The sequence below is a fragment of the Laceyella putida genome (assembly GCF_042665195.1).
Taxonomy (GTDB): domain Bacteria; phylum Bacillota; class Bacilli; order Thermoactinomycetales; family Thermoactinomycetaceae; genus Laceyella; species Laceyella putida.
This window is the reverse complement of sequence record NZ_JBHTBW010000003.1, coordinates 26,257-51,790: the sequence shown is the minus strand read 5'-3', so window position 1 is coordinate 51,790 and position 25,534 is coordinate 26,257. Positions and strand designations below refer to the sequence as shown.

Annotated in this window: 24 protein-coding genes; 4 read left to right on the top strand and 20 right to left on the bottom strand. The window is 46.3% G+C overall.

The features are described 5' to 3' along the window. Window positions 1–19: 19 nt before the first annotated feature. From ggt to cysK, 7 genes are all read right to left on the bottom strand, one after another. Entirely contained in the window at window positions 20–1,657 is a 1,638-nt protein-coding gene (ggt, locus tag ACFQNG_RS00780) for a gamma-glutamyltransferase (RefSeq protein ID WP_379862887.1), read from the bottom strand. Window positions 1,658–1,721: 64 nt separating this feature from the next. Continuing rightward, window positions 1,722–2,894: a CapA family protein gene (locus tag ACFQNG_RS00775; RefSeq protein ID WP_379862886.1), complete on the bottom strand. Its 1,173-nt coding sequence runs from the start codon at window positions 2,892–2,894 to the stop codon at window positions 1,722–1,724. A 12-nt stretch (window positions 2,895–2,906) separates the two neighbouring features. Continuing rightward, window positions 2,907–3,368: a poly-gamma-glutamate biosynthesis protein PgsC gene (pgsC, locus tag ACFQNG_RS00770; protein ID WP_379862885.1), complete on the bottom strand. Its 462-nt coding sequence runs from the start codon at window positions 3,366–3,368 to the stop codon at window positions 2,907–2,909. 13 nt (window positions 3,369–3,381) lie between these two features. Next, the gene (pgsB, locus tag ACFQNG_RS00765) at window positions 3,382–4,629 is read right to left on the bottom strand and encodes a poly-gamma-glutamate synthase PgsB (protein WP_379862884.1); all 1,248 of its coding nucleotides are present in this window, start codon (window positions 4,627–4,629) and stop codon (window positions 3,382–3,384) included. 284 nt (window positions 4,630–4,913) lie between these two features. Continuing rightward, window positions 4,914–5,231: a YuzD family protein gene (locus tag ACFQNG_RS00760; RefSeq protein WP_379862883.1), complete on the bottom strand. Its 318-nt coding sequence runs from the start codon at window positions 5,229–5,231 to the stop codon at window positions 4,914–4,916. Between the two features lie 26 nt (window positions 5,232–5,257). Next, window positions 5,258–6,391, bottom strand: coding sequence for a bifunctional cystathionine gamma-lyase/homocysteine desulfhydrase (locus ACFQNG_RS00755; protein ID WP_379862882.1), 1,134 nt, complete (start codon window positions 6,389–6,391; stop codon window positions 5,258–5,260). A gap of 1 nt (window position 6,392) precedes the next feature. Next, window positions 6,393–7,322: a cysteine synthase A gene (gene cysK, locus ACFQNG_RS00750; protein ID WP_379862881.1), complete on the bottom strand. Its 930-nt coding sequence runs from the start codon at window positions 7,320–7,322 to the stop codon at window positions 6,393–6,395. A 224-nt stretch (window positions 7,323–7,546) separates the two neighbouring features. Between cysK and ACFQNG_RS00745 the strand changes: the two genes are divergently transcribed. Beyond that, complete coding sequence (locus ACFQNG_RS00745) at window positions 7,547–7,777, top strand: NifU family protein (RefSeq protein ID WP_379862880.1); 231 nt, start codon at window positions 7,547–7,549, stop codon at window positions 7,775–7,777. A 206-nt stretch (window positions 7,778–7,983) separates the two neighbouring features. On the opposite strand, the gene ACFQNG_RS00740 is transcribed toward ACFQNG_RS00745, so the two are convergent. The 6 genes from ACFQNG_RS00740 to ACFQNG_RS00715 form a co-directional block, all read right to left on the bottom strand. Continuing rightward, the gene (locus ACFQNG_RS00740) at window positions 7,984–8,952 is read right to left on the bottom strand and encodes an ABC transporter ATP-binding protein (RefSeq protein ID WP_379862879.1); all 969 of its coding nucleotides are present in this window, start codon (window positions 8,950–8,952) and stop codon (window positions 7,984–7,986) included. A gap of 1 nt (window position 8,953) precedes the next feature. Then, the gene (locus tag ACFQNG_RS00735) at window positions 8,954–9,970 is read right to left on the bottom strand and encodes an ABC transporter ATP-binding protein (protein ID WP_379862878.1); all 1,017 of its coding nucleotides are present in this window, start codon (window positions 9,968–9,970) and stop codon (window positions 8,954–8,956) included. 14 nt (window positions 9,971–9,984) lie between these two features. Next, window positions 9,985–10,911, bottom strand: a complete 927-nt coding sequence (locus ACFQNG_RS00730) for an ABC transporter permease (protein WP_379862877.1) — start codon at window positions 10,909–10,911, stop codon at window positions 9,985–9,987. 7 nt (window positions 10,912–10,918) lie between these two features. Next, a complete protein-coding gene (locus ACFQNG_RS00725) occupies window positions 10,919–11,848 on the bottom strand; it encodes an ABC transporter permease (RefSeq protein WP_379862876.1) in 930 nt (309 codons plus the stop codon). A gap of 97 nt (window positions 11,849–11,945) precedes the next feature. Beyond that, window positions 11,946–13,571 (bottom strand): peptide ABC transporter substrate-binding protein, encoded by a 1,626-nt coding sequence (locus tag ACFQNG_RS00720; RefSeq protein WP_379862875.1) that lies wholly within the window; start codon window positions 13,569–13,571, stop codon window positions 11,946–11,948. A gap of 359 nt (window positions 13,572–13,930) precedes the next feature. Beyond that, a complete protein-coding gene (locus tag ACFQNG_RS00715; RefSeq protein WP_379862874.1) occupies window positions 13,931–15,571 on the bottom strand; it encodes a peptide ABC transporter substrate-binding protein in 1,641 nt (546 codons plus the stop codon). Between the two features lie 195 nt (window positions 15,572–15,766). On the opposite strand from ACFQNG_RS00715, the gene ACFQNG_RS00710 reads away from it, so the two are divergent. Continuing rightward, a complete protein-coding gene (locus ACFQNG_RS00710; protein ID WP_379862873.1) occupies window positions 15,767–16,138 on the top strand; it encodes a DUF3899 domain-containing protein in 372 nt (123 codons plus the stop codon). Here ACFQNG_RS00710 and ACFQNG_RS00705 read toward each other — a convergent pair. From ACFQNG_RS00705 to ACFQNG_RS00680, 6 genes are all read right to left on the bottom strand, one after another. Continuing rightward, a complete protein-coding gene (locus ACFQNG_RS00705; protein WP_379862922.1) occupies window positions 16,126–16,362 on the bottom strand; it encodes a YuzB family protein in 237 nt (78 codons plus the stop codon). The genes ACFQNG_RS00710 and ACFQNG_RS00705 overlap by 13 nt on opposite strands. Before the next feature lie 429 nt (window positions 16,363–16,791). Continuing rightward, on the bottom strand, window positions 16,792–17,166 hold the full coding sequence (locus ACFQNG_RS00700; RefSeq protein ID WP_379862872.1) for a cupin: 375 nt from the start codon (window positions 17,164–17,166) through the stop codon (window positions 16,792–16,794). A gap of 77 nt (window positions 17,167–17,243) precedes the next feature. Continuing rightward, complete coding sequence (locus ACFQNG_RS00695) at window positions 17,244–18,350, bottom strand: phosphotransferase (protein ID WP_379862871.1); 1,107 nt, start codon at window positions 18,348–18,350, stop codon at window positions 17,244–17,246. 402 nt (window positions 18,351–18,752) lie between these two features. Then, the gene (locus tag ACFQNG_RS00690) at window positions 18,753–19,559 is read right to left on the bottom strand and encodes a 6-carboxytetrahydropterin synthase (protein WP_379862870.1); all 807 of its coding nucleotides are present in this window, start codon (window positions 19,557–19,559) and stop codon (window positions 18,753–18,755) included. A 98-nt stretch (window positions 19,560–19,657) separates the two neighbouring features. Next, window positions 19,658–20,353 carry an SDR family oxidoreductase gene (locus ACFQNG_RS00685; RefSeq protein WP_379862869.1) on the bottom strand — a complete coding sequence of 232 codons (696 nt, stop codon included), beginning with the start codon at window positions 20,351–20,353 and terminating at the stop codon, window positions 19,658–19,660. A 576-nt stretch (window positions 20,354–20,929) separates the two neighbouring features. Continuing rightward, window positions 20,930–22,390, bottom strand: coding sequence for an SIR2 family protein (locus ACFQNG_RS00680; RefSeq protein WP_379862868.1), 1,461 nt, complete (start codon window positions 22,388–22,390; stop codon window positions 20,930–20,932). Between the two features lie 262 nt (window positions 22,391–22,652). Between ACFQNG_RS00680 and ACFQNG_RS00675 the strand changes: the two genes are divergently transcribed. Both ACFQNG_RS00675 and ACFQNG_RS00670 read left to right on the top strand, forming a co-directional pair. After that, entirely contained in the window at window positions 22,653–23,558 is a 906-nt protein-coding gene (locus tag ACFQNG_RS00675) for a phosphoribosyltransferase (RefSeq protein ID WP_379862867.1), read from the top strand. Window positions 23,559–24,006: 448 nt separating this feature from the next. Continuing rightward, a complete protein-coding gene (locus tag ACFQNG_RS00670; RefSeq protein WP_379862866.1) occupies window positions 24,007–24,480 on the top strand; it encodes a phosphatidylglycerophosphatase A family protein in 474 nt (157 codons plus the stop codon). An 88-nt stretch (window positions 24,481–24,568) separates the two neighbouring features. On the opposite strand, the gene ACFQNG_RS00665 is transcribed toward ACFQNG_RS00670, so the two are convergent. After that, on the bottom strand, window positions 24,569–25,534 hold the full coding sequence (locus ACFQNG_RS00665; RefSeq protein ID WP_379862865.1) for an MBL fold metallo-hydrolase: 966 nt from the start codon (window positions 25,532–25,534) through the stop codon (window positions 24,569–24,571).

Sequence of the window (25,534 nt, the reverse complement as noted above, 5' to 3'; positions counted from 1 at the left end):
ATGCCTCCACTAAAATCCATTAGTCTGAGAAGCGGAACGCTCCGTCACGCCGGCTATCAAATCCTCCCTCGATCGTGTTCTTGCTTCGATTCACACGAATGCCCTGCACACCACCGTAGAACAAGCTGGCCGGTTTAAGCACAATCGTATACCCTTTTCGTTTCAACTCAGCCTGAACCGCTGGTGGTAAAGCTTTTTCCACATAGATGATGTTCCCTTCCACGATAAAGCGCGGTTGGTTGATCGCGGTCTGCATCGGCATGTCATATTCCAACAATCGCAAAATCACTTCTGTCAACACGGGTGTGATCCGTTTCCCACCGGCACTGCCGATGGCGAGGACAGGTCGGTCATTCTTGGAAAAAATCGTTGGTGCCGTATAACTGATCGGTTTTTTGCCGAGTTGGGCACGGTTGGGGGAACCTGCTAAGATGCTGAAGTTTTTCAATTGGTTGTTGAGGAAGAATCCATCGACATAAATGCCTGAACCAAAGAAGTTACTTAACGTATTGGTAACCGAGACCATCATTCCACTTTTATCGACAACCACAAAATGTGTCGTATTGTCATGATCTTCTTTATCCGCCAAAGAGTCGACCACTTGTTTATATTGCAAGGAGATTTGCTCCCGACTAATGTCAGCGGACAATTTTTTCGTATAATCTTTGGTCGACATATCTTCCACTGGAACATTGACAAAGTTGGGGTCCCCGATATTCTTGATGCGGGCACCTTGCACGCGCTTTTCCGCTTCCCCCAGCAAATGGATAAAGTCAGCGGACAGGTCTTTGGTTTTTTCCACATCTACTTGGTCAGCGATAAACAGAGATTCGGCCAACATCAACCCTCCGCTTGGCGGTGGCGTCGTCACCATTTCAAAATCATTATACTTCACTTTGAGCGGCTCTTTTTTGGTCGCTTGGTAACGTTTTAGGTCACTCATCTTGACACCATGCGAAGCTTTTTCAATATCTTTGGCGATGATCCCATTGTAAAAAGCATTGGAACCATTGGTTTGAATCGCTTTTAACGTGGTGGCCAACTGTTTTTGCTGCAACAGTTTTTTGGCCTGAATCGGTTTGCCGCCCGGGTAAAAATGGGGCATCTGTTTCGCATTCATGCGAAATTGCGCATCCCGCAAACGCCCGCTTAACAGCGGCGTCACTTCAAACCCTTTTTCAGCCAGTTCGACTGAAGGTTGAATCAACTGTTTCAGCGGAATCGTGCCATACTCTTTGTGCGCCAATTCCATCCCTTTCACAAACCCAGGCACCCCTACTCCATTCGCGGGAATTAACCCGGTATATGGAGCCGTTTCCCGGTAATCGATCACGATGGGCTTCTGCTTTTTGCTGTATGGGTGAATCAGCATGGTGCCACCCCCGCCGATGCCGGAACCAAACGGTTCCACCACGCCCAGCGCATAACCGACGGCGATCGCGGCATCAACCGCGTTCCCCCCTTGCTCAAGCACTTTCATGCCCACGTTCACCGCTTCCGGATGGGCTGCGGCAACCCCATACTTGTAATTCTTCTTGGTACGAATGGTTTTTTCAAACACCTGTGGATCGTACTCGTTCTCCTTATATGAAAAAGCGAATATCATTCCTACCACAACAAGGATGGAAAGAAGGATATGCATCGTTTTGTTACTCACGTTTCTTTCCCTTCCCCTCTATTGATTCCGCCCATTCCGGGCGAGATGGAAGCTGACTGGCCCACTACTCAACCGTTCCTTGCTTTTTGCCCGCACTGGTCAGCGGGATCGTTCGGGATAAATGATTCCCTTCACGGGTCCAAGTCTGCTTCCATTTTTCACTGTACATCATTTCTTCAGTCAGTTGGTTGAAGATTTTTTCACGCCGATATGCATCCGTCCAACCTTCCAGCGGACGGGGCTGGCCTTCGCGAATCATCATCGGATGGAGTTCCAACTTGGCTTCCTTGCCGCCCTTCAGAATTTTGTATTGGACCAATACACTTTCCCTCGTGCGGGACCACCCTTGGTCAAACACAAAGTTGCCGAGACTATACAAGATCACACCATTTTTATAAACTTCAACCGGCTCCAAAACGTGGGGATGATGGCCTATCACCACATCGGCTCCGGCATCGACCAGCGCATGGGCCAAATCTTGTTGGCGCGGATGGTAACCGCTGTCGTACTCCAATCCCCAGTGCATATGAACCAACACAAGATCCGCATTGCTTTTCGCCTTCGCTACCAGCGGGAAAAAGACATCCGGGTCAGCCGGTGCAATCCCTGATTTGTCTTTGCGCGCGCGGAAATCCTTCGGCATCACATCAGAAAAACCGAGCACGGCCACTCTTATGCCATGAACGGTTTCATACGAGATGCGCGTCGCTTCTTTCAAGTCACGCCCTGCGCCCACCGTATCCACATTTTGGCCGTCAAATGCCCTCAGGGTATCCAACAACCCTTGTTTTCCGAAGTCTTTCATATGGTTATTCGCTAAGTTTACTGATGAAAACCCAATTTTTTTTAACGCTTTGACCGCTTCCGGTTGCGTGCTCAAGTGAATGAATTTGTCTGCCTCAGGATAACCTTCGCGGTTCGTGACCGGATTTTCGAAGTTCCCTGTCACATAATCGGATGCCGCAAAATATGGCTCCACATAATTAAAGAGATACTCATAACCAAACCGCGGGACGATCACATCTTGGATATTCCGGCCAAACATCATATCGCCGACGAGGGTCACGGTCAACGCACTGTTCGGATCCTTGTCCACCGTTACAGCTTGGGCACGGTCCACCGCATTCAGCGTAAATACCAGAACCGCTGTGGCCACTGTCGCTATCGCCGTATGAAGCGTGGCTTTTTTCTTTTGTTTCTTTATATATCGTTGTAATTCTTGCCTCCAGGTCAACATTGCTTTCACTTCCTAGAACAAATGATAAACAAACATGATCAGGAAAGTACAGCCACTGAGGAGCAATGTGCTGCCTACCGTAGGAACCAGGCCTTGCCTTTGGATCGTATTCGCGATCAATCCGGGAACAATGACCCCGATCCCGCGAAACTCCTGCATTTCAAAAGGCAGATAAGGAAACGTCATCGGCGCGAAAAAATCAAAGATGAGTTTCAATCCAATCCCCACCATCAACATCGCCGCAAACTTTCGGCGGCCATACAAAATGGTGAACCGCGCAATCACTTTCGTCACAATCAGATAAGTCAAAAAGCTGATCAATAACACCGAACCCACAAATACCGGCTGATCAAAAACGAGGCCCATATAGCCCGGAACGATCAAACCCGCGGGCACAACGCCCACCTTCTCTGCGTAAAGCAGACTGAGAACAACTCCGATGATTAAGGAAATGTATAAGTCTGAACCGAACAACGAAATCTTCCTCCTAGCTGACAATTTGCGCTACTTTGACCTTTTTCTCCTGGGTCTCTTGTTTCTTGTACGCCCGCATCCGTTCTTCTTTCACCCGGCGATTCATGCGCTCAAAGATCTCGCAAAGCGGCTCGGCGGAACCATGGATGTTGCCAACCCCATAAACCATCCGGTTATGTAGCTTTGGCTCAATGGCCGCAAAAATGGCCTCTGTCGGTTGATCTTCCAAATCCAACAACTCATTGCACCGAATGCTGCCCGCTTTGAAAGCGTCCACGATCGGTTGGGTCGTTTGCCCAATCACCACTAGCGTATCGATTTGCATATGCGGCAATACGTCTCTGGCAAATTGCTCCGTCCGGTCTACCCGGTCCGGGCGGCAGTTCATCACTACAATTGGATCTTGTGTGGGGTAGCCCAGCATTTTAACCCGTTCCCAGATATTCAGGGTGGAAGCCGCATCATTCGCCGCGAAACCATTGACAAAATAAGAGGGCTCGTCACTGGTATCCAAAGGCAAAATCCGCATGGCACCCGGATCGGGATGGGCGTTTAACATGCCGCGAAAAGCGGTTTCCTCATCAATCCCGAGCGCTTCCGCGACAGCCAAGGCCAACGCCGCATTCTCAGGAAAGACCATGTAATCAAACTGGCGCAAAAACTTTTCCGAGATCCGCGAGTTATCCGCCACATGCACTTGTGTCTTCCGCTGCCTTGCCACACGCTTGAAGAAGGAAACGTAGGGTCCATCCGATACAATCAAATGGCCGTTGTATGGGATGGTGGCCGTAAACGCATCCGCCACTTCACGCAGAGTGGGCCCCATCACATCCATATGGTCTTCCAAGACATTTACGATCACCCCGACATTGGCTTGCAGCATCTGTTCTTGGAAAATGATCTGGTAGTCGGGATTAACCGCCATGCATTCACTCACCAGGCAGTTGGCGCCAAGCTTCGCCGTTTCAGCGACGACAACTTTTTGTTCGCGAATATTGGGTCCTTCCAATCGTCTTTTGATTGGCTTCTCCTCTTCACGGTTCCAATATATCATTCGCGCCGCCGTTCCTGTCGTTTTGCCAATCGCACGATAACCGGCCTCTACCATCACGCCCGTAATCAGGCGAGTGACTGTCGATTTGCCACGAATCCCATTAATATTAATCCGAAGCGGTATCGAATCAATATTTTTTTGGTGTCTTCGTTTTTCCCAAATTCCCAAAAATAATAGAATACCCATAAAAATGGGGATGAGCCACATGCTTCTCATCTCCTATTCGATAGTTAATAAATCATTCTACACCACAACATCTTTTATAATAAAGAAATCTAATAGAGTTGCTATAGCTAAAATTTGTCTACATCATGAAACTCCTACAAACATAGGGTAACATGTCCATTTCTTCCCTTCATTTCTTTATTCGGAGCAAGGAAATATTTTGATTCGCACAATATTTACCAATGAATATGAATCACTCTATGATCGGTGCCCTTTCCACAAAAAAAGTTCTGGCGTTCTGCCAGAACTTTTCCCATATCATGTCATCAAACTTTTTGAACAGCCCCCATATTTTCCAACAATTGGCTGATCACCTTCAATTTTGGATTTCCTTCCGCCACGACCTCCCCTTCGATGACGACCACCGGATACCATAAATCTTCTTCAATCACCCGTTTGGCAAACGCCGCCTCAGCCTCACCGACCGGCTGATGAATATCCACATAACAAACATCCACTTGTTCACCGTATTTCCTTTTTAAAGCCGCTTCCAACCAAGATGCCGTTTCTTTAGAGGAAGGCAGGCTAACGCAACTTGGACAAACTTGCTCCGCTCCATATACAAATACGGTTACCTTTTTCATTGGTGTTTTCCTCTTTCCAATGGGGATTAGCTTAAAGCCTGCTCTAAGTCTAACAATAAATCTTCTCCATCTTCCACCCCTACGGAGATGCGAATCAGTCCGTCGGTAATCCCCAGCTCGCGCCGCCGCTCCGGTGGAATCGAGGCATGGGTCATCCGGGCAGGCACTGAAATCAGGCTTTCAATCGCTCCCAAGCTTTCGGCCAAGACAAAGTAACGCGTTTTCTCCAGAACTTGATCCGCCAGTTGCCCACTGCCCACATCAAAGGAGATAATCCCGCCAAAACCGCGCGCTTGCCGGGCAGCCAACTCATGTCCCGGATGCTCGGGCAAACCGGGATAGTACACCTTTTGCACCCGCTCATGCCGGCTTAACCACTCAGCCAACATGTGGGCGTTCCGCTCGTGCTGTTTCATCCGCAAGCCAAGGGTTCGAATCCCCCTCATCAACAACCACGAATCCTGCGGCCCAAGTACCCCGCCAATGGAGTTTTGCAAGAAATGCAACTCTTCCCCTAACTGCGCATCTTTGGTGACAATTAATCCGGCAACCACATCACTGTGGCCCCCCAGATACTTGGTGGCGCTGTGAATGACCACATCAGCCCCCAAATCAAGCGGATTTTGCCAATAGGGGGTGAGGAAGGTATTATCGACGATCAGCAAAAGGCCATGCTCCCGTGCGATATTGGACAATGTCTGAATATCGCTCACCTTTAAGAGCGGGTTGCTGGGGGTCTCCATATAGATCGCCCTCGTATTCTCTTTCACTGCCGCTTTCACCGCTTCGATGTCACTCGTGTCGACAAAGGTCACCTGCATGCCCATCCGGTTGAAGACACGGCTCGTCACCCGATAAGTTCCCCCATAGACATCGTCGCCCACAATCAGGTGATCACCCGCATTAAAGTACGAAAACAAGGTGGAGATCGCAGCCATGCCTGAAGCAAAGGCCAACCCCCGCGCCCCATTTTCCAGGTCTGCGATCAACGTTTCAAGAGCGGCCCGCGTCGGATTGCCCGTGCGTGAGTACTCATAACCGGCATGTTCTCCCACCCTTGTTTGTTTGTACGTGGACACTTGGTAAATCGGCACACTGACTGCTCCTGTGTGAGGGTCACCAAAAACTCCGCCATGAATCATTTTCGTATCCAACTTCATCTTATACACCGCCTTGGTAAATTTTTTTGCTAAGATAACGTTCACTGCTATCCGGGAAGATCGTCACGATCTGTGTTCCCTCAGGAGACCCTGCCGCCAAACCCAATGCTGCGTAACATGCCGCTCCGGAAGAACTGCCTACCAATAATCCTTCTTTCGCGGCCAATTCCTTCACAAGCCGGAAAGCATCCTCATCTGTCACAGTGACCACTTCATCGATCAAATTCCAATCGAAATAGTCGGGAAACATCTCCATCCCAATGCCTTCTGTCTTGTGTGGGCCCACTTGGCCTCCCCCGATGATAGAACCTTCGGGCTCGACAATCACCGTTTTGATGCCCGGATTCTTCTCTTTCAAGTAGCGGGCCACGCCCATGAAAGTTCCCGAAGAACCCGCTCCGGCCACAAATATATCGATGTTGCCGTCCATCTGATCCCAAATTTCCGGCCCTGTCATTTCGTAATGAATCCGTGGATTAGCCGGATTGGTAAATTGCTGCGGGCAATAGGAATTTGGAATCTCCTCAGCCACTTGCATCGCTTTTTTCATGGCCCCCATCATGCCATCGGACGTCGGAGTGTTGACCACTTTCGCGCCGAGAGCGCGCATCAGCTCTTGCTTCTCCTCGGAAAACTTCTCCGGAACCACAAAGATCACTTGATACCCTTTACCTATCGCCGCCAGGGCCACACCGATGCCCGTATTCCCCGCGGTGGGCTCGATGATCGTGCCGCCCGGCTTCAGCAAGCCGCTCCGTTCCCCTTCTTCGATCAAGGCAATGCCCAATCGGTCCTTGACGCTTCCCCCAGGATTAAAATACTCAAGCTTGGCATAAAGCTTCACCCCTTCAGGGAGGGAGAGACGATTCAACCGGATCATGGGTGTATGGCCAATCAGCTCTCTTATATCATCAACGATCTTTTTTTTCATAGGATTTACCCCTTTTAACCAAAATTTCAAGGAAAGAAGAACTACATATTCATCTTAGCAAGAATGATTACAACTAAAAAGATGGATATCAAATAATTTATTTGCCTAACGAAGGCGGGATCGATTTGAACATTGATTTTGTGTGAAAAGTAACCTACAATGAATGTGACTCATCACCAGTTCTGCAAAAGAACCCATCTTGTGAGAAAGGGGTTAATTCGACCATGAACGTAGAAGAGCGTGTACAAGAAGTATTAGATAAATTGCGTCCGTACATTCAGCGCGATGGTGGCGACGTGGAATTAGTGGAAGTCTCCGATGAGGGAGTTGTTCGCGTTCGCCTGCTCGGTGCATGCGGGAGCTGCCCCAGCTCGACCATTACGTTGAAAGCCGGAATTGAACGCGCGCTGATGGAAGAGATTCCGGAAGTGCGTGAGGTGGAACAAGTCCTCTAAGACGAAAAGTCCTCTACTCGCTGGAGGGCTTTTTTCCTTATTTTACACAAAAAGCCCTTACATTTGAAGAAACGGACACCAGAGCAACCCTTACTGGATGTTTATTTTGCGAATAGTGCGTTTATAACCGAGCACTGGCAGATCCTACAAGGGTCATAGTGACAGACAAGCCCGGGCTATTCAAACTGCCCGGGCTTGTGTGGCGATCAGTCATTATACAAATGGCAAGCGACAAAGTGGTTCGGTTTCGCTTCCTTCCACACAGGAACCGCCGTCGCGCAGATATCCATCGCTTTGGGACAACGGGTGCGGAAACGGCATCCGCTTGGCGGATTGATCGGGCTCGGCACATCCCCTTGCAAAATGATGCGCTCCCGCGTTTTTGCCGTCTTCGGATCAGGAATCGGCACAGCGGACAAGAGCGCTTCGGTGTAAGGATGCAACGGCTCATCATAAAGCTCGTCGCTCTCCGCCAACTCCACCATATTTCCAAGGTACATCACACCGACGCGGTCGGAAATATATTTCACCATCGACAGGTCGTGCGCGATGAAGAGATAGGTCAACCCTTTCTCCTTTTGCAGGCGGCGCATCAGGTTAACCACCTGCGCTTGGATCGACACGTCCAGCGCGGAGATCGGCTCATCGGCAATGATGAAGTCCGGTTCCACCGCCAAAGCGCGCGCGATCCCGATCCGTTGGCGCTGCCCGCCGCTGAATTCATGCGGATACCGTTCAGCATGGTCTTCATTCAAACCAACGGTCTCCAAGAGTTCCACTACCCGCTTGCGGCGTTCTTCCCCGGTAGCCAAGCCATGGATATCGATGCCTTCGGCGATGATATCAAGCACGGTCATCCGTGGGTTTAACGAAGCATACGGGTCTTGGAAAATCATTTGCATCTCGCGGTTGAATTGCTTTAACTCTTTCCCTTTCAGCTGGCTCACATCTTTACCTTTAAACGTGATGCTGCCGGCCGTTGCATTGTACAATCGGATCAATGTCCGTCCGATCGTCGATTTGCCGCAGCCCGATTCCCCCACGAGTCCCAACGTCTCGCCCCGGTAGATGTCAAAGCTGACTCCATCCACCGCTTGCACAATTTGGCCACGTCCCACATCGAAATGCTTCTTCAGTTCTTTTACGGATAAAATCACATCGTTATTTTTGCTCATCTTACTCCCCTCCCACTGCGGCCGTCGGCGGTTTGACTTCTGGTGCCATCGGATGTTGCAACCAACATGCCACTTGGTGTGTAGAAGACACTTGATCGAATTCAGGCATCTCTTGCGTGCAAATGCTCATCGCATGTTTGCAACGGGCCGCAAAAGGGCATCCTTTGGGCGGGTGAAGCAAGTTCGGCGGGGTCCCCAAAATCGGCAGCAATTCTTGGTCGCGGGACAAGTCCAATCTTGGCATCGACCCCAACAAGCCCCATGTGTACGGATGTTTCGGCTCATAGAAAATTTCATCCAACTTGCCGCTTTCCACCACTTTCCCGGCATACATCACGACGACACGGTCAGCGATATCCGCCACGACCCCGAGATCATGGGTGATCAGGATGATGGAGGTGCCCGTTTTCGACTGCAACTCTTTCATCAAGTCAATGATCTGGGCCTGAATCGTTACATCAAGCGCCGTTGTCGGCTCATCGGCAATCAATACCTTCGGTTGGCACGCCAAAGCGATCGCGATCATGGCGCGCTGTCTCATCCCGCCGGAAAATTGGTGCGGATACTGGTCCAGGCGGGACTCCGGTGATGGAATGCCCACTAGGCGCAGCATTTCAGTCGCTTGCTTTTTGGCTTCTTGCTTACTCAGCTTCTGATGCTTGATGAGGCCTTCCATGATCTGGGTGCCAATTGTCATGGTCGGGTTCAGGGATGTCATCGGATCTTGGAAGATCATCGAAATTTCCGATCCTCGAATTTTTTCCATCTGCTTTTCCGACGCTTTGGCCAAATCGGTGCCGTCGAAGATGATCTCCCCTTTTTTGATCACTCCGGGCGGATTGGGAATGAGTCGCATGATCGTCTGCGAGGTTACGCTCTTGCCGCAACCGGATTCGCCCACGATCGCAATCGTTTCCCCTTTGTTCAGATGGAAATCGACCCCGCGCACCGCTTGGACTTCCCCTTTATATGTTTTAAAAGACACGTGCAAGTCTTTTACTTCCAATATTTTGCTCATTTCGATTCCCCCCTCTATTTCCGCATTCTTGGATCTAGTGCGTCTCTCAGTCCATCTCCCAGCAAGTTAAACGACAGAATGATGATGGAGAGAACCACCGACGGATAGATCAACTGATATGGGAAAATCTGCAGATAGGTAAACGCTTCGTTAATCAGTACACCCAAACTCGCTTCAGGTGGGCGGATGCCCAATCCGATAAAAGCCAAGAAGGCTTCAAAAAAGATCGCGGATGGAATCGCAAAGGTCACCGCGATGATGATCGGACCCATCACGTTCGGAATCAAGTGTTTCAACAGGATACGCGAGTGACTCGCTCCCAGGGTGCGGGCCGCCAACACATACTCTTGCGATTTCAGCTTCATGACCTGCGCCCGCACCACGCGCGCCATGGGCACCCAACCTGTGATCGCCATCGCCACCGCCACGGGCACAATCCCGGGATCAAAGATCAATAGCATCAAAATGATGACAATCAAGTTCGGAATGGAGTACATGATTTCAAGAATCCGCTGCATAACCATATCCACACGGCCACCAAAGTAACCGGATATTCCTCCGAATGTGACCCCGATCACCACATCCAAAAATGCCGCCAAGAAAGCAATGGTCAAGGAGATCTTGGCCCCGTACCAAGTGCGTTGCCATAAGTCGCGACCAAAATGGTCCGTTCCAAAGTAATGGTCGCCAAAAGACTCTCTGTTTTGAATCTCAAGTTTTTGCGTTTCCCAGTCGTATCCGTTGGCCAATGGGCCAAACACAGCCAGCAACATAATGACAACAATCATGGCCAAGCCCAGCATGGCGCCTAGGTTGGATCGGAAGCGGCCCCACACGTCTTTCCAAAAGCCAACCGGTGTGCGGGTTAACGCATCTTTTTCGGTTCGTTCGATTCGGGCTGGTTTAAATAAATCAGGGGTTAAGTTTTTTGCCTTGTCCATCTTCCAATCACTCCTTTGCTCCTGAGATGCGAATCCGAGGATCTATCAAGCCATACAACAAGTCGACCAAGAAGATAACGGAAATAATGAGCACACTGTAGAAAATCGTCACACCCATGATCATGGTGTAATCATTCTGTTGAATCGATTGCACGAAGAATTTGCCCAAACCCGGTAGAGCGAAGATCTGCTCAATGACGAGTGAACCGGTGATGATGTTCACGGCAAGCGGTCCCAGTACCGTCACCGCAGGGATCAACGCATTGCGCAAGGCATGGCGGACAACAATCGACGACCGGTTTAATCCCTTGGCTTTCGCCGTTTTCATGTAATCTTGGTCCAACACTTCCACCATTTCCGTGCGCACGTATCTCGAAATCTGTGCAATCACCGCAAATGAAAGCGCTAACGAAGGGAGAATGGAAGATTCATATGATTCCCACAGACCCGTTGGCAACCACTGGAGCTTTACCCCGACAAAGTAAGACAGGAATCCCCCCATCACAAAGCTGGGCACAGAGACGCCAAAAACCGCGACGATGATCGCGAAGTTATCGACGATTTTGCCCCGGTTGAGTCCGGCGACTGTTCCCAGCAACAAACCGATCAATGTCCCGAAGATGACCGCCTGGGAACCGATAAAGGCAGACACCGGGAACCCTTCAATAATGAAATCTACCACTTCACGACCGTCAAGAGTCAACGATTTACCCAGATCTCCCTGCACGAGATTGCCCAAAAATTTGACATATTGTACAGGAAGTGGGTCTTTCAGGCCGTACTCTTCCAAGATCTGCTCCCTGATTTCAGGCGGGATCTTCTCTTCATTCTTCAGTGGAGTTCCTGGTAACAGATGCATGATAAAGAAGGTTACGGTAATGATGATCCACAACGTCAGAACCATATATCCCAACCGCTTTAACGTATACCTCAGCACGCAACTCACATCCTTTCATCATTCACTAGTAATCATGGAATGAAGGTATATGTCCGATTGGACATATACCTTCGGTCATTCGATACTCAAAGAAAGATTATTTCTTGCCCTCAATGGAAACTTCTTTGAGGCTGTATTGTGCACCGATAACGCGCCATGGCCAGTTTTTCACATAGTCCTTCTTCAGGCCCATTTGGTTTCGATAGTACAGCATGGCAACACCGGTGTCGTCCATCAGGATTTTCTCGGCTTGCTTGAGTTGCTCCAAACGCTCTTCATAATTCTCATTGACCGTGGCGGCTCTCACCAACTTGTCGAACTCTTCGTTAGTCCACTTACCGCGGTTGTAGCTTTCATCCGACTTCATGATGGTCAAGTAAGTGAGCGGGTCATTGTAGTCCGCGCTCCAACCGCCCATCACAATGTCGAACTTACCGCTCTTGCCGCGTTCCAGACGCTCTTTAAAGGTAACGGAAGCAATTTGCACATCCACACCCAGGTTTACGCGGAACTGCTCTTTCAAGAACTCGGCTTGACGCTTCGCTCTGGTGGTGTCATCTGTGAGCAGCTCCACCGTCGGTGCTTTATCCATGCCGATTTCTTTCAAACCTTCGGCCAGGAGTTGTTTCGCTTGTGCCGGATCAAATGGGAACTCATATTTCACAATATCACGGTACTTCTTGTCTGGTGTCGCGTAGATGGCGGAATGCACAAATCCTTCCGGCAAGGTGGATCCGTTTTTCAGCACGCTGTCGATCATTTTTTGACGGTCCACCGCCAAGCTGAACGCTTTGCGGATTTTGCTGTTTTTGAAGAAATCCTTCTCTCTTTGGTTGAATTCCAGGTACCAAACACTCGATTCTTCAATAACGAATTTCTCTTTGCTGTTTTTGTATTTGTCTAAGAATTCAGCACCCAAGAAGGTGAAGTCGGTTTTGCCCGTTTCATACAAGTTGATCGCCTGGGCGTTGTCTTTTACGATGTTCACATTGACGGTGCTCAATTTCACTTTACCTTTGTCCCAATACTGGTCGTTTTTCTTATATTGGAAGCTTTTCTCATGTTTCCAATCGGACAGTACGAACGCCCCGTTGAATACCATGTTTTTCGCTTCCAGCGCGTATTTGTCGCCAAACTTCTCAACGATGTCTTGACGTTGCGGCAAGAAAGTTGGGAAGGTTAAAAGAGCTTTGAAGTATGGAATCGCTACTTTCAGCTTCACTTCCAACGTTTTGTCGTCAACAGCCTTAACCCCGACATCTTCCGGCTTCGCTTGGCCTTTGTTGTACTCTTCCCCGTTTTCAAGAACGTACATCATTTGCACATATTCAGATGCCGTTTTGGGATCGAGCACACGTTTCCAGGCGTATTCGAAATCTTTGGCGGTAACAGGCTTGCCGTCACTCCATTTCGCATCACGCAGGGTGAAAGTCCAAGTTTTTTGATCTTCGCTCACTTTGGGTTCCCCCGCCGCCATGGCCAATACTGGCTGATCCTTACCGTCCGCTCGGTATAAACCTTCCATGACGTTATCTAAAACCGTAAAGGATACAGCGTCAGTCGCTTTGGCACTATCCAAGCTTGGCGGCTCTTGAAGCTCGATCAAATTGAGGGTTTGCCCGTCATCTGACCCGCTGTTGCTTCCAAAGTTACAAGCAGATAATACCAATGATAGCGCGAGCAAAACGGCGAAAACAGACGAGAACTTAATTCTTTTGCTCATGTAATTGCCCCCTTTTTTTATTATTAAAAAAAACTATAGTTTAGACCTGTTGGTCGTAAACCCTAAATTTGGAAAAAAGAAGAAAAAAATAAAAGGGAGATAACACAATTCAATAATAAAGGATTACTTTTGATTGCATTTACATTTGTCAAGAATGAAAGTACCCTTAAATTTCGAACAATTTTATCTGCTATATTAAATTCCGTATACACCACATAATTATATTTAACTCATTATTCGCGTATTTGTAAAGAGCTATGTTTCGGGAAAATAAATAGAAGCATGTTAAATAAAAAAGGTGGATTCACTCATAAGAATCCACCCATTTTTTTAGTCATGCTAAGCGAATCAAGGGCGCTTTACTTTTTCTCCTTAATAATATACGCCCATTTCAATGTATATTCCGAGCCTGTGGCATGACGATATAAATCTTTTACATAGGTTTTCTGAACATAGGCTTTGGAAGCATAGAAGAGGGGAACAAATCCAGCCTGGCCTTCACCTTCTACATCTGTTAGAATTTTTTCGGCTTGGGTTAATATTTTAAACTGTTGTTTGGAGTCGGTCGTTTTTTTGGCTTGCTCTACCAATTGATCGTATTTTGCGTTTTTAAATCCAGACCAGTTCATTGGATTTTTTGATTGCCAAATCTCAAAATGGCCGATCGGATCATCATAGTCGGCATTCCATGTGAGCATCCCCATGTCATAATCACCACGGCTCAACCGATCCACATGAACTTTCCAGTTTGGCGCATCCAACTTGATATCCCAATCCAATTTTTTCTTCAGCTGTTCTTTGATATTGACCGCCACATCCCGTTTTGCGGTTGAATCATAAGACACCATGACTATATTGGTTGGAGGGGTGGCGCGACCCAACTCCCGCAAACCTTTTTCAAAATACTCCCTTGCCTTGTTTACATCCGGTTTGATGATCTCTCCATTGATGCGGAAGGAATTGATCCCTTCACCGGACAGGGAAGGGGGAACCAAGGCGCCAGCCGGCTCCGAACCGTCTTTCATGATTTCGGCGATGGTCTCGCGGTCAAGCGCAAGCGTAATCGCTTTGCGGATATTCTCATTCTGGAAAAACGGATGTTTTTGGTTTAACAAAATATAGGCCGTCGAAGACTGCTTGACTTCCAAATAATCCGGCGTCTGTTTAAAAGCATCCACAAACGCTTGGTTCAATAATGCGGTATCCAGCTGGTTCGAATTATACAGGTTAATCCCCGTCGCCACGTCTTTGATGATATTGATGTCCACTTTGGTCAGGCTGACGGCATTCTTGTCCCAATAGCTTTCATTCTTGGCCAGCTCAATCTTTTGCGGACTCCACTTGGACACGATGAACGGTCCGTTGAATACGGTGTTTTCCGGTCTGAGACCATAACTTTCTTTATACTTTTCAACGATGTCTTTGCGCTGTGGCAGGTAGGTTGCATGTGTTGTCATATTAATAAAGCTGAGCGTGGGCTTTTCCAAAGTGACGACCAAGGTATGCTCATCTTTTGCTTTGACACCCACTTCATTTGCGCTGGCTTGGCCCCCATTGAAGCGCGCGGCGTTTTTTATGGGATAAAGGATATAGGCATATTCCGACTTGGTTTTCGGATCCAATACCCGTTTCCATCCATATTCAAAGTCAAAAGCGGTCACGGGTTTGCCATCGCTCCACTTCGCGTCTTCACGAAGGTAAAAAGTGTAAACCTTTTTGTCTTCGCTGATGTCGTAATTGCTGGCAATTCCCTCTTCCGGCTTTTTCTCTTTACCCATGCGCATAAGCCCTTCTTGGACATTGTTTAAAACGTTCATGCTCGGAACATCTTTCGCTTTCGCGCTATCCAGTGTTGACAGCTCACCGGTTTCACTCAAACGCAACGTCTGATCTTCACTAAGCGATGAGCCTTCTTGCTGGCTTCCACTGAAGCCACAACCGCCAAGGATCAAACCGGCGGAAAGGATCATCCCTACAATCCCATTCCATTTGTTGCTCATCGGCTAAGCCCCCCTTTATAAAGATTGCTGGATACACTCTTTTCAGATTATTACGTTAAATGATAGAATATTGAGCTTTTGACTTGTACATTATAAATGAATTACTTGCAATAGGAAAGGTTATATTTTAATAATAAATGTTGAAGGGCATATGTTTCACAGTTCATTCATACTCATCAGAGTTGGAGGAGAATCATGTCGCGAGCAAAAAATCCATTTATTCTCACTTCCATCGGGATCATCTTGGGCTTGGGCATATTGAGCGCAAGTGCACAAGCGCAACTTCTCTCGTGGATCGATCACGCCTTCATATTGGGCATCGGCTGGCTTGTCGTTTCAGCTGCGCTCTTTGTCATTCGCGGGGGATTTTTCCATTTATTTGCCAGCAGTTTTAAAAATTTCAATCAATGGCTCTTTTCACCCGGCGCGGCATGGGCCAACCACGAACAGGAAAGGCTAGCGGATCAAAGCCAAACCAATGCATGGCTTCCGCTACTGATCACATCCAGCCTGATGGTCGGACTCTTTTTTATTTTGCTCTCCCTGGTGTTGCTTTACGTCAGGTGATCGGAAACGCATATCACTATTTTTTCATATAAGTCTTCTGGGGTTTTGGCCTCTACCAATTCGTTGTTTACGAACGCAAAGAAAGATTGCGTGCATCGGCCACAATATCCTAAACATGATTCCGCTCGCACTTTTATATTGGGATGTTGATGGCCTTTCAATCGATAGTAAGCGGAGAGGGACCCACTGATTAAGTTGGCCATGCAAAATTCGACTGTCACCATTTTCATCATCAACATCTCTCTTTTCCCAAGTTAGATACTTTCATACTAACACGTTTTGGTTATAATTGACAAAAACAAACGCGTATTCTGTCAAATTGCCCTTATGATAAACAAAACATTGCACGGATGGATCCTTTTTCGTTTTAATACAATAATTATTTTTCAGAATCATTATGTATCATAATAGGTGTGTTCTTTTATTTGAAAATGAGCCGTTTGTTTTGGCAATGACAAATCGACCTCTTATCCATGACAACCCAATAGGTAGTATATTCATATTTTGTATAAAATCATCTGATAAACAAATAAATCATCCATTAATTATTACAACGTTGACACATAACCCACACCAAAAAGTCGGCATGGTTGCCACACCGACTTTACGTTGCGGATGAATAAGTCAAATGAGTTCAATCTAATATCAATTGTTCATGTCAGCGTCTCACTTGTTTGTGTCAGCATAAATTGGCCTGGATTTAACGTTTTCCCTTCCCACACAAAGGCCATCATCCCGTCATCCGACCCGGCTTCATGCCATTCACCTTCTTCCCAGTATATCGCATCTCCCATCTCCACAAAAACGGGAGCGGAAGTGTTGCTTCGCACCCATCCTTTTCCCTGCACAACCATTAACAATTGGTTTGTAACTGCCGGATGCATACCAATCCGACCTTCCGGTTGCACAAAAAAACACCCTACCTGAACAAAGCCATTGGTGCGCAAAACGGGACAGACAAACGCATTTTGGCTATCAAATTTATCAATTCGCTTGGCTAAATGGGTATTAAATCGAAAAATCCGCACAACCAATTTCTCCTTTGTCCTTAATATCTTAATACTCTTTATTATAGAAATTTAATACTAAAAAGAAAACAACCCATTTAACTGGGTTGGATTTCATTTCTTATCCAATCTAACTGTGGGATAGAAACATTCATTTTTTGTTTTAAGATGGAATGATATGTCTGCAAAAGACCTATTTTCTTCTCTTCTATCTTCAACAGTGGCCGGACTCGTTTCACTGCTTCGTCCAATGAGAGTCCCTGATTAAGATAAGTATTCTCCAACAGACGAATTAATTTCTCGGGAAATAGGAGCCGCGCATAGATTAAAGCGAATTCTTCTTGCGAACATTTGCCCTTGGTTTGATATCCTTCCAAAATGGCCTCCAATATCTCCGGGCTTCCCGTTCGACCGTAAGCATAAAGGAGGAGCTGGGCCACATCGGCCGCCCGGACATCCAACGCCAATTCGTTCCAATCGACCAAATGCAACGTGCCATCGGACCCTTTCAATATATTGGGTTGCCGCAACCTTCCATGGCGTATTTTCCCAAACGTACTGGATTCGGTCGCCAACTTGTCGCCGCCGATCTTTTGGTAGTACTCCAGCAGGTTTTCCATCATTCCGATCGTAAAGCGCGAAATGTCAAGCCATATATGATCCAATTCATTGGGTTGCACTGTCCATTTGGCCGCCGTCTGAAAGATGTTCAGATGTTGCAGATCCCTCTGCCACCGCTCTTGCCAATGGCCTATCCATTCATATTCCCGATAGTTGTCGCCCGGAGCGAAATTTTTGGATGACTGGTGCATTTCGGCCAAATGCCGGGCCACTTTGATCCAGTCTTCTTTGCCGTTCAATTGAACGGGAGCGGCCTCAATCCATGGAAGCAAGACGTAACGAAACCGATAGCCATCAATAACCAATTGCCCTTTGTTGGTTTTAACGGGTGTGGCAAGAATTCGCACGGACTTTTTTGCATCCGTCAGATATGTCGCCACCTCATCAAGCAGTTTCCATCGGTCTTGGTCCTTCATGCGAACCCGCTTCAGCACATAAGCGCCTTGATCGGTGTGCAGCTTCAATACTCCCCCCATGGGTTGGGCCTGTGTCACTTCCAAGCCGTAATGATGCGCCAACAATTCAAGCAACCTTTCCTCGCCGGTCCACTCAGCCAAAACCGTCGTCCATTCGTTTACTGACACTATCCCTCACCTCTCGTCATCCCTATGTTATGTGATGGGCAAGGGAATCGTGCCTAGATCTTATGAAACACAATAAGAATTACCATGTCTTTGCCCGCTCACCGCATACTGGGCACCATATTTGTATCCCTCCGCCCGTTATGCAGGAGCGTGCACATGGACATGAAAATTGGATATCGAACCTTCACACGATCGTCCCCATCCACTTGACAATAAAAAAACCGCTTTTCCTAGCGGTTCAGGTGATATAATGACTATCGGATCCGTTATTGGTGCTTTAGACAGCCAGTTCTCATCCAGGAACCTGCCCGTGGATCGGCAGGTTTAACCCGAAATTAAAAAAGCAACGGCTCAAGTGACTTCATGTCTCACTTGTGCATGAACCATCACGATTCAACACTTTTATCCTAAGTATTCGAAGTAGTTTTTCTCCGTCTCCCACAGACCGATTTTGTAAAGGTTTGGAAGATGGGGAGAAAGAAGATTCCAAATAACAATTGCTAGATTCTCTGAGGTAGGATTTAAATTCTTAAATTCTTCCGTATCCAAATTCAAATGCTTATGATCAAATTTTTGAAGCACAATTTTATCTACGATTTGATCTAATTCAGCTAAGTTGATAACCATCCCAGTAATCGGGTCAAGTTCACCTGCTACTGTTACATCGAGATAGTAATTATGTCCATGTCCATGGGGATTATTGCATTTTCCAAAAATCTTTCGATTTTCTTCCGCAGAAAGCTGTTCGCTGTGCAAACGGTGGACTGTGCTGAAGTGATACTTTCGAGTTAATTTTATCATAGATCCTTTCTCCTTTTCGGAATACAAAAATGGGCTTTCCCATAATCTGATCTTATGCAATTCACTATCGGGCACATTGCCTTCCAATGAATTCCAAAGGTATCTGACGATATTTTCTGTGGTTGGAACATGTTCACGGAAAAACGGATGTTCCCGATTCAAAAACTTTCCATCCAATTCTTCGTTCACTAGATTTTTCACTACATGATCAATATCCTTGATATTTACTACGATCCCTGATCTTTCATTCACTTTCCCACTGACCATCACTTCTAAAGTAAAATCATGCCCATGGCCATGAGGATTGCTACAAAAACCAAACAGGCGCCGATTTTCTTCCTCACTCCATGAAGGGACACGAATCACATGCGCAGCGGAAAAGGATAGTTTTCTTGACATATAGATCATGATATTTTCTCCTGCCTCCAATTTTGACTTTCAAATCACGGACCAACGTTTTTCTCATACATAGACAATGGCTACATACCCAGTCTACTTGGTGTGTATTATAGGACTCCTTTGGGCGGTAAAATTTTGACTTCGTCGATATGGGTGTTTAAAGGTCTTCGGGCAATATCGAGTACAGATTCCGCTACAGCTTCAGGATCTAACATATCATTTGGGTCAAAACCGGTTTGGTCTACTGCTATCCCTGTACGTATCGCTCCTGGGCTGATAACCGACACTCTAATGTTAGCCTCTTTTCCTTCTTCGTTTAAAATCTTAGAAAATCCCCTTACAGCATATTTAGATGTTCCGTATGCTCCATTATTTGCAAGAGGAATGTAACCAGAAATGGAAGCAATATTAATAATACGACCTCCACCTTGTAATTTCATAATGCGAAATGCTTCCCTTGAGCATAAGAACAATCCGGTTACGTTTGTTTCTATAACTTGATTCCATTCATCTACAGAGGTTTCTAAAATGGGTTTAAATATAGCAGTTCCCGCATTGTTAATCAGTACATCTAACCGATTATGTTGCTTCATAATATAGGCAAACAGTTTTTTTACGCTTTCTTCATCCGTTACATCTAAGTGAATTTCTTTGATTTCGCCAGGCCGAGGAACGGTTTCTTCTGTAAACTCGGCTGATCTAGAGGCAACCCATACAATCGCTCCTTCGGCAGCCAATTTTTTCGCGATAGCTTGCCCTAATCCGCGAGTTCCACCTGTAACCAATGCAACTTTTTGCTTCATGATTTGTTTCATCCTATCGTCTTATATTTGATCGCATCCAACCAACATCTCTCTTGTTTAACAAAGGAAACATTAGAGAACCGGTATCTTAGATAACCACATGGATGTAACTTTTCAATGTATCCGCAAAGGAATGCACTCATGGAATGTGTCAATTAAAATTTGACAAATGGATGCCTCATTTGGGGGGCAACCCACAACCATCCACGAAGACATCATCTAAGCGCAAACGTTTTATTTTACCGATTTGACGCTCGCATATTGGTAATTCGATGCTTAAATTCTAGCAAAAGATCATCGAACTTACTAGGGCGTGTCTGTTTAAATATGTCAGTTGGATCGCACATTACTTTTTACATTGTTACTCGTTGAAACATGAACCTCTACATCAGCCTTAATTAAGAGTGAGGATGGGTAGGGGGTTAACCCCTTCGCATCCTCACTCCCATCCCTCGTTTTTACAACTATGATCATTTTCTTGGGCCAATATCGCTCGAGGGTCCAGCATAAATGGACAACTCCCCGATATGATAATTAAATCCCCTTCAAAGGGAAACAGGGAGCTTTCTATTCATTTTATTTCTTGCCATTTAGTACATCTAATATCTCAATGACTGCTTGAATGACTTCTTCAGATTTCAGATTACCGTTGCCCAATTTCGCGAATTGTTCTTTTAAGGCAGCAAAGTCGCTATAATAAACTTCAAAATTCCTCATGACTTCTTCCCAAAGTTCTCGACTTCTATATCCCGTAACTCCTATTGGTATCAATTTAAGCCCTTTTTCTTTTGCAATTTCAAACTCTCTTTTGACACCGGGAGAATTAACCAGTTGATTGTCTTGTATTTTGTTTCCAAAAATAAATATAGCAATTCCCGCTTCTTGAATTAAATCTTTTCTGTATTTCTCCCACCGCTCCGTCAACGATTCTTCCTGAGTTGCAAACCGCGGGAGAGGACGCATTAAAAGATGATTGTCAATTTTTCTTTCATTTGTTTCATAAACACTTTCCAATACGCCATTTATGACTGAACTGCCCACTCCGTCTCCAAAACCTGTAATGACTTTATATCCTCTCTTATTAAGTTGATAACCCAGATTATGAATGAATCTAGTAGGATCTATATCCTTCAGCATGAACTGATCATATTGCGCGGCGCTCCCAGATATCAACACATTATTTCTGCTATATCGCTGGTGAAGCAAGCTCAAAATCTGCTCAATATCAGAATAATCATCAATTAATATGGGTCTTATGCAATACCGAATTAAGTCTGCGCACTTCAAATCTTGCTTGATCTTATCATACTGATACTCCTGATCCCCTATATCCCCTTTCGGATAGTTTTTTCGTTGAACTTTCTTGAAGAAACAGTAGTGAGGTCGGGTATGTCCATCCACCAACGCACGAATGCGACTCAAAATATGCTCTAAATTAGGATCATCAAAGCTAAATCCAATGAACAAAAATGTTTTGGAAACAAGTTCGCCTTTCAAATTAAGGGTAAATAACTTTTTTTTCTCTTCGTACGTTTCATAATCATCTTTGATAAGTACCGCTTGATCAGCCAACTCGACATCCCCATGCATTTTATAAACAATAGCATCTCTTCTGGGTTTAATGATGGAAAAGTCCTGTATGCGCTTCTTCACGTCTGGTGTTTTTCCGTTTTGAATCAGAGCCTTTTCAATGAGTTGATCATAATTAGTAGTCCAATATGTTTTAATAGGCAAGCTGGCGAGGGTATGGTGGTTCTTTGTGATGACTCCTTCCTTGTCAAAATATTGGATAATGAGTTCCGTCAGTTCTTGTCTGCTGCGATTTTTGTTATAGAAATACTGGGCTAAGGCCACTAAATCAGTTTCTTTTTCAACATCCAACCCTAAATCCATCGCTGGCTCCCGCAGCAATTCTTTCCATGGAACAAATCCAGCTGGCACAGATAAACCTGCACCGGCAAAAATGGCAGCCCTATCTTCCATTATTGCTTTCAAATAATTGTTGATAAATGTTTGTATGCCAGCTGTAATTTTCATAATAAGCACTCCTTCATAAAGGTTTGTCAGTATATTTAGTATAATCTTGGCAAACCCCATAAGTCTAGACATTGATGTAGTTCCAGGGGTTATAGATCAAACACAGGATACTTCATGAAAAAAGGCTCCTTTCTTTTTGAATTTCAACTTAAGACTTGTCTGAAAGGGGTAATTCATTCATCTAACTGACTGGGGTTCATCAGGAAATAGTAATGTGTTATAATCGCTTACAATATTAATAATTTTTTAAAGGGGTAGTAGCATGAATATTCGCAATATATATCTCGACTATAATGCTATTTCTTTGCGGTTAGACACGCTGGCAAAAGATATCATGTCAGCTAACTTTGATGGATTAGTGATTATTTTGCGTGGTGGTTCGTTCGCTGGCATGCATTTGGCTTTTCTCACAGGACTCCCTTACTACTTTCTTCGTTACGATCGCAAAATAGAAAAGCCGGCATGGTTAGGCAACATACCTGAAAAAAAACGTTTATTGATTTGCGAAGATTTCGCCGGCATGGGAAAAACGCTCATCAATTGCAAAAAATTCCTTGTCGATTTGGGTTATGATGTGTCCACCCTGGTGATTTGCAAAGATCGAAAATCGGCCTCCACCCCCGATTATTATTGTTTTGATTGTCAAGAAACAAATGCTCGATTCTTGTTGCCATGGGAAAGATATCGCATTAATCCTTCAACAGGAACAGCATCTGAAAATCAGGAACTTTTGGATCATGAATATGAGCGTACAGCATGGGATATGGATGGAGTATTCATAGATGGCATCAAATCGGCCCAAATACATAATGGTTCAGAAGGGACTCCTTTCCTACGGGATCAGGATCCGATTGCTAAATACGCGCCCGTTCCTTTAACTCAAGACATCATTATTTCAAGCCGACCGGTTAGTCACAAAGAGTCAACAGAAAAGTGGTTTCGCACACACAACATATATGTGCCGATTATCTTTAGAGATGACGATGTTGAGTTGTCGACATTGGAGAGCGTTGCCAAATGGAAGGGGAGTCGAGCGATTGAACTTGGATTTACGCATTTTGTATCGGGTAATTCAGAAGTCGCTTTATTCATAGCCGCATTTTACCCTGAGTTGCGTGTTATTTGGTGGAATCAAGGACATCCCATTTCTTTGCAAGCATCCAAATAGAATCGTCCTGTAGGTTTTATCTGCAAGTTATTTCAAAAGTCATTGATGAGCGGAAAAACCTTTTCCCAATGAACGCCGATGGACAAGTGAAGCAAATGGGAAAACGGTTTTGGAGCGCCCGCCATCCATTCAGACGCGCAAGCCGCGTCTTTTTTTGAACAGCAAGTTGTTTTCTCATGAGACAAAAAACGAGCCTTATGATTTCCTCCGCTAGCGTACGGGCGATCATACTTCCCAATCCGCTCAAGCTTCCCGCGATCAGAGCCACTCTCGCTTCACTCATCTTGCCACATCCTTTCCCTATGCACATCATAATTATCTCTCATATGGTTAAGAATAAACTAACGTTGCCCAACCCTTGCATGTTCGATGAAGTTTTCCATTTATATTCCAATGGGAAGGTGACCTACCGTGCAAAAAGCAAAGAACGCGCAACCCTGTTCAGAAAATGAGATTTGCCAATTGTATTAAAGAAAGGGGCGTGCAACTGGAGGAAATCGCGGAATTAACCTTATACTTGCAAAAGGATTATTATCCCGACATCACGCTTGCCGAGTGCCTGGAACACGTCAATCAAGTGTTGACCAAACGCGAGGTGCAAAACGCCGTCATCACTGGGATTCAGCTTGATGTGCTCGCCGAAAGGAACTTATTGGAAAGACCTTTGCAACAGATGGTCATGCATGATGAAAGCTTGTATGGGATCGATGAGATATTGTCAGTGGCCATCTTAAACGTATACGGCAACATCGGCTTGACCAATTACGGATTTATTGATCGCGTCAAACCCGGCGTTCTCGCACGGCTGAACAATAAGCATGACGGGGAGATCCACACTTTTCTTGATGACATCGTCGGAGCGATCGCCGCTTCCGCCGCCGCCCGGCTCGCCCACAACCGCAAGCGGTTACAAGAAAAATAGCCGTTCTCAGCCAGCGCTTGTTGCGAGCTAAAAACGACTGCATTCCGTTTGACGGCCATTCTCTTATGACAAGCGTTGGTTGCGATCCTCAGATCTCCTTGTAATAAACCATCCCGTTCCGTTCTTCGACGGACAGCTCTCCCCGCAAGCGCAAATACTCCAGATGCGCCAATGTCTCCGACAGGGCGAACCGGAGGTTGTGGATGGTGTGATCGGTGCCGAACTGATGCTCACACACTTCAAACGCCGTCGCTCTCCGCTTGTCCACAACGAAAGATCGCATTTCATTTAAACGCTGGGCATGATGCCGCTCCAATGCTTCAATCCGTTCGTTATAGTGATCAAACATGGGTCCATGCGACGGAAAGACTTTGGTTACCTCCCGCTCTTTCATCCGTTCCAACGTCACCAAATAATTGTCCAGCGGATTGGGATGGCAGTTCGGCCACAAGCTGATGTTGGGCGTGATCTTCGGCAATAAGAAATCGCCACCGATCAGCCACTTTCGCTTGGGATCGTAAAAACTGAGATGGCCGTCGGCATGGCCCGGCGTATGCAAGACTTCATAGTCGACGTCCCCCAGGCGAATCCAATCCCCCGGTTCAAGCCAAGAAGCTTTGGGATGGGGCTCCACCCATGGATGGAAACTGCGCATATGATCCGGAATCTGTGTCGCCCACTCATCAGGCAAGCCGTGGCGCGCAAAAAACGACATCATTTCTTCAGGCATCTGGCTGTCGCGCCCAAAAAACATTTGCGCTTGTTCATGATCGGTGCGGGAAAGGTAGACAGGCGCTCCCGTCCACTGTTGCAAGGTGCCCGCCAGTCCATAATGGTCGGGGTGATAATGGGTCAATACGATTTTCTCCACCTCTGCCCATTGCCAACCTCCCGCTGCTTGTGCTTCTTGCCAAGCCCGCACGTCCATTTCGATATTCAAACCGGCATCGATCAAGGTAATCCCTGTCGAGCCCTTAATGACATACGCATTGATCATCCGCAAGGCAAACGGCAACGGCAACGAAATCTGATAGATGTCTTCCCATTGATTCAT

Coding starts and splice junctions, on each gene's coding strand:
- ACFQNG_RS00775 (WP_379862886.1), bottom strand. CDS start 2,894: ATGTTGACCTGGAGGCAAGAATTACAACGATATATAAAGAAACAAAAG.
- pgsB (WP_379862884.1), bottom strand. CDS start 4,629: ATGTGGCTCATCCCCATTTTTATGGGTATTCTATTATTTTTGGGAATT.
- ACFQNG_RS00760 (WP_379862883.1), bottom strand. CDS start 5,231: ATGAAAAAGGTAACCGTATTTGTATATGGAGCGGAGCAAGTTTGTCCA.
- ACFQNG_RS00755 (WP_379862882.1), bottom strand. CDS start 6,391: ATGAAGTTGGATACGAAAATGATTCATGGCGGAGTTTTTGGTGACCCT.
- cysK (WP_379862881.1), bottom strand. CDS start 7,322: ATGAAAAAAAAGATCGTTGATGATATAAGAGAGCTGATTGGCCATACA.
- ACFQNG_RS00745 (WP_379862880.1), top strand. CDS start 7,547: ATGAACGTAGAAGAGCGTGTACAAGAAGTATTAGATAAATTGCGTCCG.
- ACFQNG_RS00740 (WP_379862879.1), bottom strand. CDS start 8,952: ATGAGCAAAAATAACGATGTGATTTTATCCGTAAAAGAACTGAAGAAG.
- ACFQNG_RS00735 (WP_379862878.1), bottom strand. CDS start 9,970: ATGAGCAAAATATTGGAAGTAAAAGACTTGCACGTGTCTTTTAAAACA.
- ACFQNG_RS00730 (WP_379862877.1), bottom strand. CDS start 10,911: ATGGACAAGGCAAAAAACTTAACCCCTGATTTATTTAAACCAGCCCGA.
- ACFQNG_RS00720 (WP_379862875.1), bottom strand. CDS start 13,571: ATGAGCAAAAGAATTAAGTTCTCGTCTGTTTTCGCCGTTTTGCTCGCG.
- ACFQNG_RS00715 (WP_379862874.1), bottom strand. CDS start 15,571: ATGAGCAACAAATGGAATGGGATTGTAGGGATGATCCTTTCCGCCGGT.
- ACFQNG_RS00710 (WP_379862873.1), top strand. CDS start 15,767: ATGTCGCGAGCAAAAAATCCATTTATTCTCACTTCCATCGGGATCATC.
- ACFQNG_RS00705 (WP_379862922.1), bottom strand. CDS start 16,362: ATGGTGACAGTCGAATTTTGCATGGCCAACTTAATCAGTGGGTCCCTC.
- ACFQNG_RS00690 (WP_379862870.1), bottom strand. CDS start 19,559: ATGATCTATATGTCAAGAAAACTATCCTTTTCCGCTGCGCATGTGATT.
- ACFQNG_RS00685 (WP_379862869.1), bottom strand. CDS start 20,353: ATGAAGCAAAAAGTTGCATTGGTTACAGGTGGAACTCGCGGATTAGGG.
- ACFQNG_RS00680 (WP_379862868.1), bottom strand. CDS start 22,390: ATGAAAATTACAGCTGGCATACAAACATTTATCAACAATTATTTGAAA.
- ACFQNG_RS00675 (WP_379862867.1), top strand. CDS start 22,653: ATGAATATTCGCAATATATATCTCGACTATAATGCTATTTCTTTGCGG.
- ACFQNG_RS00670 (WP_379862866.1), top strand. CDS start 24,007: ATGAGATTTGCCAATTGTATTAAAGAAAGGGGCGTGCAACTGGAGGAA.
- ACFQNG_RS00665 (WP_379862865.1), bottom strand. CDS start 25,534: ATGAATCAATGGGAAGACATCTATCAGATTTCGTTGCCGTTGCCGTTT.